Annotated in this window: 11 protein-coding genes and 1 tRNA gene; 7 read left to right on the forward strand and 5 right to left on the reverse strand. The window is 44.4% G+C overall.

All coding sequences use genetic code 11. The features are described 5' to 3' along the window. Positions 1 to 627 precede the first annotated feature (627 nt). The 5 genes from ESB13_RS07170 to ESB13_RS07190 all read right to left on the reverse strand — a co-directional run bounded on the left by ESB13_RS07170 (position 628) and on the right by ESB13_RS07190 (position 7,491). A complete protein-coding gene (locus tag ESB13_RS07170) occupies positions 628 to 1,005 on the reverse strand; it encodes a DoxX family protein (RefSeq protein ID WP_129002328.1) in 378 nt (125 codons plus the stop codon). Positions 1,006 to 1,229: 224 nt separating this feature from the next. Then, positions 1,230 to 3,197, reverse strand: a complete 1,968-nt coding sequence (locus ESB13_RS07175) for a tail fiber domain-containing protein (protein ID WP_164974120.1) — start codon at positions 3,195 to 3,197, stop codon at positions 1,230 to 1,232. 14 nt (positions 3,198 to 3,211) lie between these two features. Continuing rightward, positions 3,212 to 5,140, reverse strand: a complete 1,929-nt coding sequence (locus ESB13_RS07180) for a tail fiber domain-containing protein (protein WP_164974121.1) — start codon at positions 5,138 to 5,140, stop codon at positions 3,212 to 3,214. Positions 5,141 to 5,179: 39 nt separating this feature from the next. After that, on the reverse strand, positions 5,180 to 7,162 hold the full coding sequence (locus ESB13_RS07185) for a tail fiber domain-containing protein (RefSeq protein WP_129002331.1): 1,983 nt from the start codon (positions 7,160 to 7,162) through the stop codon (positions 5,180 to 5,182). A 256-nt stretch (positions 7,163 to 7,418) separates the two neighbouring features. After that, positions 7,419 to 7,491: transfer RNA gene (locus tag ESB13_RS07190), tRNA-Lys, on the reverse strand. Positions 7,492 to 7,688: 197 nt separating this feature from the next. Between ESB13_RS07190 and ESB13_RS07195 the strand changes: the two genes are divergently transcribed. From ESB13_RS07195 to ESB13_RS07225, 7 genes are read left to right on the forward strand one after another with little or no spacing between them, the layout of a single operon-like run. Then, the gene (locus ESB13_RS07195) at positions 7,689 to 8,315 is read left to right on the forward strand and encodes a TetR/AcrR family transcriptional regulator (protein ID WP_246022463.1); all 627 of its coding nucleotides are present in this window, start codon (positions 7,689 to 7,691) and stop codon (positions 8,313 to 8,315) included. 53 nt (positions 8,316 to 8,368) lie between these two features. Next, positions 8,369 to 9,628: a TolC family protein gene (locus ESB13_RS07200; RefSeq protein ID WP_129002332.1), complete on the forward strand. Its 1,260-nt coding sequence runs from the start codon at positions 8,369 to 8,371 to the stop codon at positions 9,626 to 9,628. A 27-nt stretch (positions 9,629 to 9,655) separates the two neighbouring features. Next, positions 9,656 to 10,558 (forward strand): HlyD family secretion protein, encoded by a 903-nt coding sequence (locus ESB13_RS07205; RefSeq protein WP_129002333.1) that lies wholly within the window; start codon positions 9,656 to 9,658, stop codon positions 10,556 to 10,558. Between the two features lie 2 nt (positions 10,559 to 10,560). Then, complete coding sequence (locus tag ESB13_RS07210) at positions 10,561 to 11,475, forward strand: ABC transporter ATP-binding protein (RefSeq protein WP_129002334.1); 915 nt, start codon at positions 10,561 to 10,563, stop codon at positions 11,473 to 11,475. Beyond that, positions 11,472 to 12,218: an ABC transporter ATP-binding protein gene (locus tag ESB13_RS07215; protein WP_129002335.1), complete on the forward strand. Its 747-nt coding sequence runs from the start codon at positions 11,472 to 11,474 to the stop codon at positions 12,216 to 12,218. The genes ESB13_RS07210 and ESB13_RS07215 overlap by 4 nt, the downstream gene beginning before the upstream one ends. 1 nt (position 12,219) lies before the next feature. Further along, positions 12,220 to 13,326: an ABC transporter permease gene (locus ESB13_RS07220; RefSeq protein WP_129002336.1), complete on the forward strand. Its 1,107-nt coding sequence runs from the start codon at positions 12,220 to 12,222 to the stop codon at positions 13,324 to 13,326. Beyond that, positions 13,323 to 14,444 carry an ABC transporter permease gene (locus tag ESB13_RS07225; RefSeq protein WP_129002337.1) on the forward strand — a complete coding sequence of 374 codons (1,122 nt, stop codon included), beginning with the start codon at positions 13,323 to 13,325 and terminating at the stop codon, positions 14,442 to 14,444. Before ESB13_RS07220 ends, ESB13_RS07225 begins: the two co-directional genes overlap by 4 nt. Positions 14,445 to 14,640: the final 196 nt, after the last annotated feature.

Raw genomic sequence — 14,640 nt, forward strand, 5'->3', positions numbered from 1 at the left:
AGTATACCAATCGTTCGTATATAAAGCGTACTTTCTTATTCCCTGTCCGGGCGGCAACTTCATGAAGGAAAACGGGTGCTCATTGTGAGTAAACTACCGAAAAATGCCGTTACGCAACTGGACATTGTCAAGGCCTCACCGGCTGCTGCAGCCAGGAAACGGCCAACAAACAGGCAAAGAAAGCGATTGAACAATGGGCAGGCATGCAAATTGTAGCCAACCGGCCTTTACAGTACCATCGTTCGGGAATGGTTGGACAGGCAGTAGCTGCTTTTAGCCGCCTGGGGTAAACAGGTGGCAATATTTAATATAATTCTGCCACCAACAGTGATAAATTATAATCAGACTTTTTACCTTTACCTTTTAAGGGTTTAGGGTTGAAAATGGCCTCCGTTTTCCAGCGGAGGCATTCTTATGTTAGCGCGGTATTCAAAATCTCTTAGAAGCAAGGCTACTATGACTATTGTTCTATCGTCCTTACAGCTTGCTTCTATAGTGCCGCCCATCTTTCCTGTACAAACGCGACATCAATACGGTCGCAAGCCAATATTGTTACTGTGATCGTTTCCATAGAGCTAGAAGATAGCTTCCGGCTCCTGCCCAGGTAGCACCCCGGTATGGCTTACTTCAATTTTTCGGAAAGTCGGGCAGTCGCTTTACTTTATTCAATAACATAATAGCAAGCAGGAAGAAGGCAAGGGAAAAGCCAGGCTGCGACGCTTCGAGAAAGCCGTAGCCGCTATGTATCTTTGCAACCAGGGCCGAAATCATACAGATACAAAAACCTACGTAAACCCATTCCTTTATTCGCGCCGGTATGCCGGGGATCAACAGCACAATACCCCCTAGGATCTTAGCTACTGTAAGCTCTACACGAAAGTAAGGCGGGAATCCCATCCTGCCGGTAAATTCCGCCTGGTGTGTTTCTGCAAACCAGGCTGCAAAGAACATAAAGGAAGACATTAAACCAGTTAGCAGCCAGTAGTAGAATTGTTTACTTTTCATTTTTGACGTTTTGAACCAATGACGATCCAACATCAAAAAGGGGGACAATACAATTGCATTTAATTGTTTTGTTGGAAAAGTTATCAAATAACGGGTATGCTTAGTGAATTATCCGGGAAAGACGAGTGATCTCTTTCGGCAAGTAGCTTTTTGAGTACCTGATTTTATCAAAAGAGAGTGCTTTTTTGTAATGATGAATTGCTTTTGACATTTCAAGTACGCGATCATTTTGTTGTAACAGGCAGCATTTTTTCTATATTCTTTTTTTGTTCTTTAAGCAATAGCAGTTGCTGCTTCAGCTTCGCGTTGTTATGTTGAAGATCTTCAATGATTTGCTGCCTTTCCCTGATAGCTTCTGTGAGCACGGGTATAATATCGTTATAGGCAACTGTTTTGGTTTGCATGCTATCATTGGCTGTAAACACCACTTCCGGTAATACCTTTTCCACTTCCTGCGCAATGAAGCCGTAATGGCTGCGTTTATCTGTGTTCATTTTTACCTGGCGGGCAGCCTCCTGGTTCCAGTTGAACATAACGCTCCGTAAGGCCGTTATTTTATCAAGGGCATTGGTGATGGGTTGAATATCTTTTTTAAGCCTGCCATCGGACGTATTCTGATAAGGCCCTGTTGCGGCGATGTCTCCATTTACATGCAGTTTGGCAAGCGGGTTATAGATGCCGATGCCTACATTACTGGCATAGGCAGGATTGGCCGATCCCAGTATAATAGTATTGCTGTTTGTGATTTGCGCAAAGGCGCCGATAGCCGTAGCGTTACTGACTGTAGGATTGGAAGCAGTTATTCCATCGGTGTAACCTGCGTAGTAACCGAGGGCCGTGTTATAGGACCCCGTAGTAACACCGGCTAAAGCATATGCGCCCAAAGCAGTATTGAAGGAGCCAGTTGCTAAATTATAGCCTGCACGATATCCCATGACCGCGTTGTGCGATGAATTACCGGATGCATTGGCTAATGCCTGAGCGCCAACAGCAGTATTATTCGATCCGGTGGTCATGGAGCGCAAGGCATCTGTTCCTGCGGCAACGTTTGAATTACCAGTGGTGTTGGCGGCTAAACCGCGGTTGCCAACTGCTAAGCACGTATCTCCCTGCGTAATAGCCAAGGCACTATCACCGATGCTTATCTGATCATCACTGCTGGTAGCGCGGGAGAAAGCATCGTGTCCTATCATAATATTATAGTTATTACTGGTTTGTGTTAACTCCTGGCCCGCCCGTGTACCAATAGCAATATTGTATATTCCCTGGCCGGCTTTATTCAGCGCATTTAAACCAATAGCTACATTGCCGGAACCAGACGTAGCAGCAGCAGCACCTGATAATATACCAAAGTTATTAGTTCCCAGGGAATTGGTGGGTGGTAAGGATACGCCCTGCCCCATTCCATCACCGGTGGGTACCCAGGTACTACCCGTCCAAATCAGCCACAATGCCCTGCCGGCAAGAACGGTAACATTCTTTGTGTAAAAGCCGGAAGTTCCGGTATTGATCAATAATACCATTCTACCTGGTTCAGCGGACGAAGGCGCCGGAAGCCCGATATTTCTTGACACGGTTGTCTGACTTATCGCCAACACCGTGAAACTGTCTACCGTATTTACGGCATCACCAACCAGGCCATCACTGGCTAAATCAGGCAAAAATTTCACGCCAAACAAGGTAGATCCCTGATTATGCAAGGTGGCAACGGGCGCACTCGTTCTCAGGCCAAGATACCCTTTGGCACTATCTATTATCAACCGGGTAATATTATTGGTTTTCAGAACAAGCGGACGATAATCGGTGGTACCCAGGAAACTACCATTCGCCAGGCCACTATTGCCCCAAATACTCCATTCATTCCCCACTCCCTCCGGCGTCATCCAATTCCAGGCACCGTTGCTCCGCAAATAGAGACCTTTATTTAGTCCCGAAGCGGGCTGATTCTCAAAATAAATCATCGATCCGTCCTTCATGGTCTTCACCATCATGGTGGTGTCTTTGATACGGGGCAGCAGCAGCGTTTGCTTCTGGCTTTCTATCTCCAATGCAGCGGAAGAATCGAAGCGGGTGACATTGTTACCCAGTTTGAGTTGCTGACCGGTAGCTACACAAGCAAAAAAGAAGCCTGCCGCCATCAACACACACTTATAGAACAAGCGGCCCGATGTATCTATTTTTATAAAATCCATATTAATTTTCTTTATCATTTTTTTTGAAGTAACTCCGCTATGCGTTGTAGCTGTTGCTCCATACTTTTCACCTGTTGCTGCATACCGGCCTGCTTCTGTTGCAGCAAAACCAATTCAGGTTGCTGCTCTGTAATAGCCGCTGCCAGCACCGGCACCAACTCGGCATAGGCCACTGTCTTCAGCCGGTTTGCATCCTTGCCGGTGTAGACCAACTGAGGCAGTATTTTTTCAACCTCCTGTGCCATAAAACCGAAATGCGTGAGAGAATCTGTTTCCAGTTGCCTGCGTTTGGTGGCGTTAGCATTCCATTGAAAGACAATCGCCCGTAATGCTTTTATTTTCTTCATAGCCTTTGCCACAGGCCGGATATCCTGTTTCAGGCGACCATCAGAAACCGAGGAAAGCGGCCCCGTGCCCGCCAATATTCCGTTAACATGCAGCTTATATGCGGGCGTATAAGTACCCACCCCTACATTAGTAGCATACTGAGCCGGCTGCGATCCCAGCACAATCGTATTACTATTGGTGAGCTGCGCATAAGCACCGATAGCTGTAGCATTGGTAACGTTAGTGACAGTAGCCGTTGTTCCGTCAGTATAGCCGGCAGCATAACCGAACGCGGTATTGTATCCTGCCGCCACATCAAGTGTAGGTAAGGCGGAAGCTCCAAATACTGTGTTACCTGAAGAAAATACACCGGAGGCCGATTCAAAGCCCATGACTGTATTATAATCTGATGTTGTGCCTGCTACAGACAGCGCTCTTGCCCCAATTGCCGTATTATAACTACCTGTTGTAACCGTATTCAGCACATTATACCCTATGCCTGTGTTACAGTTTCCAGTGGTGTTGGAAAGCAGGGCGCCAGGGCCGATGGCAACGGAACTGTCGCCGGTGTTGTTAAGTAAGGCATTGAAACCTATTGCTATATTCTGGCTGCCACTGGTACCATTAGACAAAGCCCCGGAACCAATGGCGATATTGGCAAAAGACGCTCCATTCATGCGTAAGGCATTTGTACCGATAGCCACATTGCGTGTGCCATACACATTCCGTTGTAATGCATTCATCCCAAATGCTATATTATCCTGGCTAATGGTATTTTCGGCAGCACCCTGCATCATACCTAATGTAGCAGTCCGCACATAATGATAAGGAACTGTAAAATTGCCGGAGCCTACGCCATCACCATAAGTGAGCCACTGGCTTCCCGACCAGATAAATGCCGCAGCAGTGGCAGGATATAAAGTGGTGGTGCCCACTTTGAACGGTATACTTCCCTGGTTAATGACAATAAACACGCGACCTGCTACAGAAGATGTGGGGGCTGGCAGCGTCCGCGTAACGTTTAAGGTGTTTTGAGCAATACTAACTACAGTGAAGCTATCCACGGTATTCAATGCAGCACCCAGGATGCCGGAAGAAGAGAAATCGCCCATCTGTTTCACCCCGAATAAAGTAGCTCCCTGGTTATGCAGTGTGGCCACAGGTTGCTGCGTATTAAAACCTATATTGCCTGTTGCACTGTCTAAAAACAATCGTAACTGGTTATTTGTTTTAAACATCAGTGGCCTTAGATCCTTTGTACCTACAAAATTCAGGTTGCCGATAGTACCCGCATTACCCGTTGACTGCCACGCTCCGGACGAAGACGTAACGGAAGACAACAAGTTCCATGTGTTGGCGGAACGCAGGTAAAATCCCCTTTCGGCACTGACTGCGCTATTAAAATAGATCAGAGAACCGTCTTTCACCGTTTGCACAATAGTTCCCAGATTATTAATCCGGGGCAGCAGTAACGCCTGTTTCTCCGTTTCAATTTCCAAAGCAGCCGAAGAATCGAACCTGGTGTTATTAATGCCAATTTTTAATTGTTGCGCACACAACCTGCCTGTCATTAACAAGGCAAGGCAGAGAAACACTATATAAAATTTTAAATCCATTCGCATATGACGAGTTAACACAATTGAGATAATACTTTATTAACGGGATACCGCCCGCTTTTCCAGTTCATTAATTGCCTCCTGTAACAGGGTAACCTGATTATTCAAGTCGCTTGATTCCTGCTGCAATGCATTTATAAAAGGCTGCTGTTCCTGTATAGCCTGCGTAAGCACCGGAATTAGCGCTGTATAAGCCACTGTTTTCAACCGCAGGCTATCACTGCCGGTTTGTACCACCTCCGGAAAGCTCTTTTCCAGGTCTTGTGCCACAAAACCAAAGTGCCGGAGCGAATCCATAGTAAGCCCCCATTGCATTGCTTTATCCCTTTTCCAGCTATAAGAAACGCCTTTTACCGCCATTAACTTCTCAAGTGCCTGTACCATAGGCGGCAGTTCACGCTTCAACCGTTTATCCGACAGGTTTACAAAACTGCCGGATGCCATCACAGCACCGTTAACATGCACCTTATAAGATGGATTGTACAATCCTATGCCTACATTGCTGGTAAAACCTGTTGCCGTTGAACCTAATATTATGGCCCCCGGCGTATTTACCACTTGTGCAAGGGCCCCCATAGCTACCGAATTCACCAGTTGCCCTGAACTGGATCCGGAAGATGAGCTAACAACACCGTCATTAAAAAATGCCTTGTAACCAAGTGCAGAACAATAGGGATGGCTATTGCCAAGCGAAGGATCGAAAGCGGCAGCCCCCATGGCAGTCATACCTGCACCACGGCTATCTGTCATGCAATACCAACCTAACGCGGTTAGATTTGATGAAGCTGTGTTTCCTGAAATACATGCCCTGTAACCTGCTGCCGTGTTGTTGGCCCCACTAACCGAATAATAGAGAGCAACGGGACCTATTGCCGTATTTGCCTTAGAGGTACCCGGAATATTAAACTTTCCGACACCTACACACTCTATACCGCCGCCATTGTACAGCGCCTGACCACCAATTGCAACTTTATAGCTTCCCGTGGCAACACTTGAGCCCAATACAACACTACCTTCGGCACCGACATTAAGAGGCGATTGACCAATTCCAACATTATTCGTTCCGGTGGTATTGATATTGCGAAGTGCCGTATAACCTAGCGCTACGTTGTTATCTCCCGCTCCAAAGAACATCGCCTCCGTTCCAATGCCCAGTGTGGTTGGCTGCCGATACTGATAACTCAATGAAAAACTCGCCGAAGCTATACCGTCTGCAACAGGCCTCCAGGACGTACCATTCCAGATAAACATGATAGCCGCGCTTGCAGGTATGGCAATACCTGCCATTGTAAAACCGGCTGTACCCGAATTCACCATACAAACAATTCGTCCCGGAACATTATTTGTTGGTGCAGGTAATGTTAATATTCTTCCGGCAGTGTTCTGCGGAATACGGAACAGGGTGAAACTATCCACTGTGTTAGCTGCTGTTCCGATAGCCGCATCAGACGCAAAGTTAGAAAGCAGTCTTTCTTCCAGCACCGTACTACCCGCATTATGCAAGGTTGCACTGGGAGTGAGTGTACCTATACCGGTATAACCCGTAGTACCATCCATCACCATACGTGTGATGTTATTGGTTTTAAATAACAGTGAACGGTTATCTGTAGTTCCTAAAAAATGCTGCCCGCCATCCGTACCCGTATTACCCGTGGTATTCCAGGATGGAGAAGCGCCGGAAGCCGGCAGATAATTCCAATAATTGTTGCTGCGTAAATACAATCCCTTCCTGAGGCCACCGCCGGGTACATTATTATAATAAATCAGTGCACCATCCTTTACGGTTGTCACAATCGTATTGGTATCGTTAATGCGGGGCAGCAATAGCACCTGCCGCTGGCTTTCTATTTCCAAAGCTGCTGAAGAATCACGCTGGGTAATATTATTACCCAGCTTTACCTGCGCACTGGCGGCCGGCGCCATGCAAAGCATGACAATAGTGACATTGGCTGATAACAGCAGGGTATATAACCATTTGGAAGGCATCTTCTTTCCCCCGATAATCCCGTAAGCTTCTCGCATTAAAGCAGGTATTGTTGTAAAAATCTATTAATAAGCCAAAGTTAGGATGCTCATAGTGGGAGGGATATCAGAATAAAATCAAAAAAATGCCTGATAACTTACATTAGGCAAAGATGGCATCCAGGATGTTCAACAAGCGTTTAAAGCATGAGAAGCTCCAAATTCTCAACTTGATCCCTCGTATAGCTTAGGACGGGATACGGGAAAAATAGGTTAAGCATAAAAAAAGACCACATCGCTGTGATCTTTCTTTTCGTGATTCCGCTGGGACTCGAACCCAGGGCCCATACATTAAAAGTGTATTGCTCTACCAACTGAGCTACGAAATCATTCCCTGTCGACTTAACCAACTGTTTTTCAGCTGATTTATTTCGTTATTGGGAGTGCAAATGTATAGGGTATTTCGTTACCAGCCAAGTAAATTTTCAAATAATTCAGAAAGTACACTTTTAATTAGCTAAAAATTGCTGGCATCAGTGGGAGGCATATTTAATCAAATGATTAAATTCAATCAAACTGCTTATTTTTGTTCCGGAATTACAGGAATATGCCGCAAAAGGAAGTGAAAAATATAGCAAAAGATATTAGCACGGAAGAGAAAATAATGGAGGCGGCCCGTAAGGTGTTCACTCAAAAGGGATATGCTGCCACCAGGACGCGTGATATTGCTGAAGAAGCCGGAATTAACCTGGCCCTGCTCAACTACTATTTCCGCAGCAAGGAAAAACTGTTTCAGCAGGTGATGGGAGAAAAGCTGCAGCAACTCTTTGGTGTTATACTTTCGATAATAAACAATGAAGCGCTTTCGCTGGAAGAAAAAATTGAAACGCTGGCAGAGAATTATATCAACCTGCTGATTGAAAATCCGGAATTGCCCCTCTTTGTTCTTAGCGAGATCAGGAATAATCCTGATGAATTCAAGAATAAGGTACAGATTCAGAAGATACTCGCCCATTCATCGCTAGTAAGGCAGCTGCGGGAAAGAAAACCGGATACGGAGCCTATTCATTTTATAGTGTCGCTACTTGGGATGACTATTTTCCCTTTCATAGCAAAACCGATTGTTTTTTCAGATCACACTAATTTCAATGCGCTTATGATAGAAAGAAAGAAACTTATTACAGCCTGGTCTAAAGCCATCCTGGACAGCTAATATATTTTTTTACCTATTAATTAATCAAATGATTAAAACAGATAATCAACATCATGTGTAAACATATATTCATCGCAGCTTTTCTATGGTTGTGCCTGTTAAACAAGACGGAAGCACAATCGTTAACCATCGGGCAATGTTACCAGCTGGCTCAAAAGAACTATCCGTTAATAAAACAATATGCTATTATTGACAAGGCAAGAGACTACTCGCTATCGAATGCCTCTAAAGGTTACCTACCCCAGCTTACTGCAGGCGGACAAGCGACTTATCAGTCGGATGTTACCCAAGTTCCTATTTCGTTGCCCAATGTATCCATTCCTACCCTGAGTAAAAATCAATACAAGCTGTATGGGGAGGTTTCGCAGTCTATCACCGACCTGTTCACCGTTAAATATCAGAAAGAGCTTATTAACGCCAATACAGCGGTTGAAACGCAACAAACAGAGGTAGAATTGTATAAGCTTAAAGAGCGCATCAACCAGCTTTATTTTGGCATACTGCTTATTGATGCCCAGGTATTACAGACCGAGATCATGAACAAAGATCTGCAGTCGGGCTTAAACAGAAATAGCATCGCTATAACCAATGGCATTGCTTTAAAAAGCAGCGGTGATGTTCTTAAAGCAGAAATGCTGAAAACAGAGCAACATATTACGGAGCTGAAAGCTACCAGAAAAGGATACAGCGATATGCTTTCCTTGTTCGTCAATGCCCCTGTTAATGAATATACGCAACTGGTGAAGCCCCTGCCCGATTCACTGGTGCCGGTGATCAACCGCCCGGAATTGAGATTGTTCGCTATTCAAAAGAAAACCTTTGAAGCACAATCCAAACTTGTCAACACCAAAACGCTGCCTCATTTCAGTGCTTTTTTACAGGGAGGTTATGGCAGGCCTGCATTAAACATGCTGAACAATGACTTTGATGTGTTTTATATAGGGGGGCTGCGACTATCGTGGAACCTGACCAGTTTTTATACCTACAAACAGGAAAAGCAATTATTATCGTTAAGCCAGCATTCACTGGACATTCAGAAAGAAACCTTCCTCTTCAATACCAACGTTGTTTTGAAGCAACAGGACAATGAGCTGAAAAAGCTGCGGACGCTGATTGAAAGCGACAGGGAAATTATAAGCCTGAGAAGGAATGTAACCTTATCGGCGCAAAATCAACTGGAATATGGCATTGCTACGACAAATGATTATGTTACTTATGTTAATGCAGAGGACAGGGCGAAGCAGGACCTTATCTTACACGAAGTTCAGCTTTCACTGGCTATCTATAATTATAAAACTACTACCGGTAATTGATCATCAACAACTTCAATCAATAAGATCATGAGGCATATTTCAACAATAACATTTTTAACGGCCGCTCTTTTGTTTAGCGCTTCCTGTAGCAGGAACCAGGACAAATTTGATGCATCCGGCTCATTTGAAGCGGAAGAAACGATCATCTCGGCTGAAGCCCAGGGCGTATTGAAGGCTTTTGACATAGAGGAGGGTATGGACTTACAGGCCGGTCAGCATATAGGCTATATCGACAGTGTTCAATTGTATTTAAAGAAAAAGCAGCTGGAAGCACAGATTGTTGCGGCTATAGGCAAAAAACCCGACATCACCGTTCAGCTTTCCAGTTTGCATGAGCAATTAAAAACTGCAGAAACAGAGAAAATAAGAACCCAAAACCTGGTAAAAGGCGACGCTGCCACTCCGAAGCAACTGGATGATATTAATGCACAGGTAGTGGTGCTTAAAAAGCAAATTGAAGCACAAAGATCTTCCTTAACTATATCAAGCGAAGGCATCAACAAGGATGTTATTCCTTTACAAATACAAATAGAGCAGTTGGAAGACCAGCTAAACAAATGCACACTCATCAATCCTGTTAACGGAACAGTACTTACCAAATATGCGGAGGTCGATGAAATTGCGACAACAGGTAAGCCGCTGTATAAGATTGCAGATCTTTCGGAAATTATTCTCAGGGTTTATATCACAGGCGATCAACTGGCGCTTGTAAAGCTGAATCAAAGTGTAAAAGTTTTAACCGATGACGGCAAAGGTGCTTACAACGAAGCGCAGGGCCGTGTCAGCTGGATAAGCAGTAAAGCAGAATTCACTCCCAAAACCATACAAACCAAAGACGAGCGGGCAAACATGGTATATGCCATTAAAGTGAAAGTAAAGAATGACGGCAGGTATAAAATAGGCATGTATGGTGAGATCAAATTTCAATAACCATGGCAGACGTTGTTTTAAATAGTATTTCGAAAACTTATAACAAAGGGGCCACCAGGGCTGTAAACAATGTTTCTTTCGAAGTAAACAAAGGAGAACTCTTTGGATTAATTGGCCCCGATGGAGCAGGCAAAACAAGTATCTTCCGCATATTAACCACCCTTTTACTGCCTGATAATGGAACAGCTTCCGTAAATGGCTATGATGTAGTAAAAGACTACAAAATCATACGCCGTAATGTGGGTTATATGCCAGGCAGGTTTTCGTTATACCAGGATCTGACAGTAGAAGAAAACCTGAATTTCTTTGCTACTGTTTTCAACACGAGTATAAAGGAAAACTACGAACTGGTAAAGGATATATATGTTCAATTGGAACCCTTTAAAAGCAGGAAGGCAGGCAAACTTTCGGGAGGCATGAAGCAAAAACTGGCTTTGTGCTGCGCGTTAATCCATCGTCCAACGGTGTTATTTTTAGACGAGCCTACTACAGGCGTGGATGTTGTTTCCAGGAAAGAATTCTGGGAGATGCTGAAGCGGCTGAAACAGCAGGTTATCACTATCCTGGTTTCGACTCCCTACATGGATGAAGCAACGCTTTGTGAAAGGATCGCCTTATTACAGAACGGAGAAATATTATCTATTGATAGTCCGCAGACCATTACAGCTCAATTTTTGTCAACACTGTATGCTGTCAGATCGGACAATATGAGCAAGCTGTTACATGACCTTCGAAAGCTCTCCCTGGTTAAAAGCTGTAACGCTTTTGGCGCCTACCATCACATTGCGTTTCAAAACAATGATCCGGGATGGGCGCAGCAGCTTATCCCGCTCTTGGAAGCGCAGCAGCATACTAATATAGAAGTCAAAAGCATTGAACCCACTATCGAAGACTGTTTTATCAACCTGATGAAATGACAAACGAAATAGTAATACAAACCAATAAGCTCACCAAACGGTTCGGCGATTTTGTCGCTGCCAATGAAATCAGTTTTGAAGTTTACCGTGGTGAGATCTTTGGCTTCCTCGGCGCCAACGGCGCCGGCAAAACTACGGCAATGCGTATGTTATGCGGGCTATCGAAACCCAGCTCCGGAACAGCCACCATTGCAGGATTCGACATTTACAGGCAAACAGAGGAAATAAAGAAGAACATTGGCTATATGAGCCAGAAGTTCTCATTATACGAAGACCTCACGGTAACCGAAAATATCCGCTTTTTTGGCGGGATCTACGGCCTGTCGGATAAACAGCTGAAAGAAAAAAGTCAGGCTCTGATCAACACCCTGGGGATGCAGCATGAAGCAAAAAAAATGGTAGGCTCGTTACCGTTAGGCTGGAAACAAAAGCTTGCCTTTTCTGTTGCCATTCTTCACAATCCAGGCATCGTATTCCTGGATGAACCTACGGGTGGTGTAGATCCTGTTACGCGAAGACAGTTCTGGGACCTGATCTATGATGCAGCCGACAGGGGCATCACTGTGTTTGTTACCACACACTATATGGATGAAGCGGAATATTGCAACCGTATTTCTATGATGGTAGACGGCGAGATAAAAGCGCTGGACACCCCGGCAGGACTAAAAACGAAATACAGCGCCAGTTCTATGGACGAGGTCTTTTACAAGCTGGCAAGGGAAGCCAAACGCAAATCGGACTAACATGAAACAGTTTATCACATTTGTAAAAAAAGAGTTCCTGCATGTATTTCGCGACAGGAAAACATTATTAATACTTTTTGGGCTTCCAATTGTACAAATCGTTCTATTCGGCTTTGCTTTAACCAACGAGATCAAGCACTCCAGGATTGTAGTATGTGACTATGCCAGGGATAATGCCTCACAGCAGATCATCAACAAACTTGAAGCAGGTACTCAATTTGTGATAGAGCAATCGTTACTAAGTCACGACCAGATAGAAAGCGCTTTTAAAAGTGGCAAGATAAAGCTGGTGGTTGTATTTCCTGCCCACTTCTACAGTGATCTGCAACACTTCAACAAGGCACAACTGCAGCTTATCACCGATGCATCGGACCCCAATACCGCGAATACACTCAGCAGCTATGCCTCACGTATTGTTATGGATTACCAGAATGAGCTGGCCGGGCAACACACGATCCCTTACCGTATAAACACCGTCATAAGAATGATCTACAACCCGGAACTGAAAGCGGCGGTTAATTTTATTCCGGGCGTAATGTCGCTGATATTATTACTGGTATGTGTGCTTATGACGTCGGTTTCGATTGTAAAGGAAAAAGAGAATGGCACGATGGAAGTGCTCCTGGTATCTCCATTTAACCCTATCCTGGTCATTATTTCAAAAACAATCCCTTACCTGGTGCTGTCACTGGTGAATCTTTCGGTTATACTATTGCTAAGTGTATTTGTACTGGGGATGCCTGTCAACGGCAGTATTACACTCTTATATTTAGTAAGCACCTTATTCATTATTACCGCACTTTCGCTGGGACTTCTGATCTCGAACAGTACAGCATCGCAGCAATCGGCCATGTTAATTTCGTTGATGGGAATGCTGATCCCTTCCATCCTGTTTACCGGGTTTATGTTTCCGCTTGAAAACATGCCTTATGCTTTACAGCTCATATCGAATATTGTGCCTGCAAAATGGTATTATATCATCGTGAAATCGATCATGATAAAGGGGCTGGGATTTTCGGCCATATGGAAGGAAACACTGATTTTATCGGGAATGACAGTGATCCTGCTTTTTGTCAATATCAGGAAATTTAAAATCCGGTTAGCATGAGAACGTTACGATTTTTACTGCAAAAGGAGTTCAGACAGATCTTCCGCAATAAAGCGTTGTTGCCTATTATATTTTTTGCGCCGATCATACAATTGCTCGTACTTCCGCTGGCAGCTGATTATGAGATCAAAAATATCAACATTACCGTTGTTGATAATGATCATTCCGGTTTCTCACAAAAACTGATCTCAAAGATCGCTGCATCGGGCTATTTTAAATTAGCGGATTATGCCGGAAGTTTTAACGCAGGATTTCACCAGATGGAAAATGACAAGTCGGATCTGATCCTGGAAATACCACAGGGATTTGAACGGAACCTTGTTCGTGAGAATGAACAGAACCTGTTTATTGCCATTAACGCGATCAACGGCGTAAAAGCTAATTTGGGAGGCGCTTATCTTAACCAGATCATAGCCGACTACAATGCAGATATACGGCTTAAATGGATGCCGGCTTCCAAATTCAATCCCATGCCTGCTATCGAGGTCACCACTTCCAACTGGTTTAACCCATCTATGAATTACCGGTATTATATGGTTCCTGGCATACTGGTGATATTGGTTACGATGATAGCGTCTTACTTGTGTGCTCTCAATATTGTTAAGGAAAAAGAAGCTGGCACTATAGAACAGATTAATGTTACGCCCATCAGGAAATACCAGTTTATACTCGGAAAGTTAATTCCTTTCTGGGTGATTGGGATGTTTATTTTTAGTGTGGGCCTTTTTGGCGTTGGCTGGCTGGTGTATGGCATAGTACCGGTGGGCAACCTGGTTTTGCTTTATGGCTACCTCTCTGTTTACCTTATTGCGTTACTGGGGTTAGGTCTGCTGATCTCCACTTATTCGGAGACGCAGCAACAAGCCATGTCGGTTGCATTTTTCTTTATGATGGTGTTTATATTGATGAGCGGCTTGTTCACGCCTATCGAGAGCATGCCACGCTGGGCATATGCCATCACACAGTGCAGTCCCGTCACTTACTTTGTTGAGGTGGTACGTATGATTGTATTAAAAGGCAGCAGCTTTGAAAATATCCGGTATCACTTTCTTATCATGACCGGGTTTGCAGTATTGCTTAACAGCTGGGCGATTCTGAATTATAGAAAGACAAGCTAATAATGACCGGATTCGCTTTTATTTCAGCCGTTCAAGGAGTAAAGAGGAAAAATACCTGACGCTCCTCATTTCAGTTGAACGGATCCATGTGTCGAGGCGAGCTTTGTGCCCTGTCCAGAGTCGCTTAAAATATTCAGTTATCCGGGCCGGGACATTTTACCTGATCATCTTTTAAAAACGGTCCTATTTGCAGCCT

This window comes from Filimonas effusa (assembly GCF_004118675.1).
In the GTDB taxonomy this organism is placed as follows: Bacteria; Bacteroidota; Bacteroidia; order Chitinophagales; family Chitinophagaceae; genus Filimonas; species Filimonas effusa.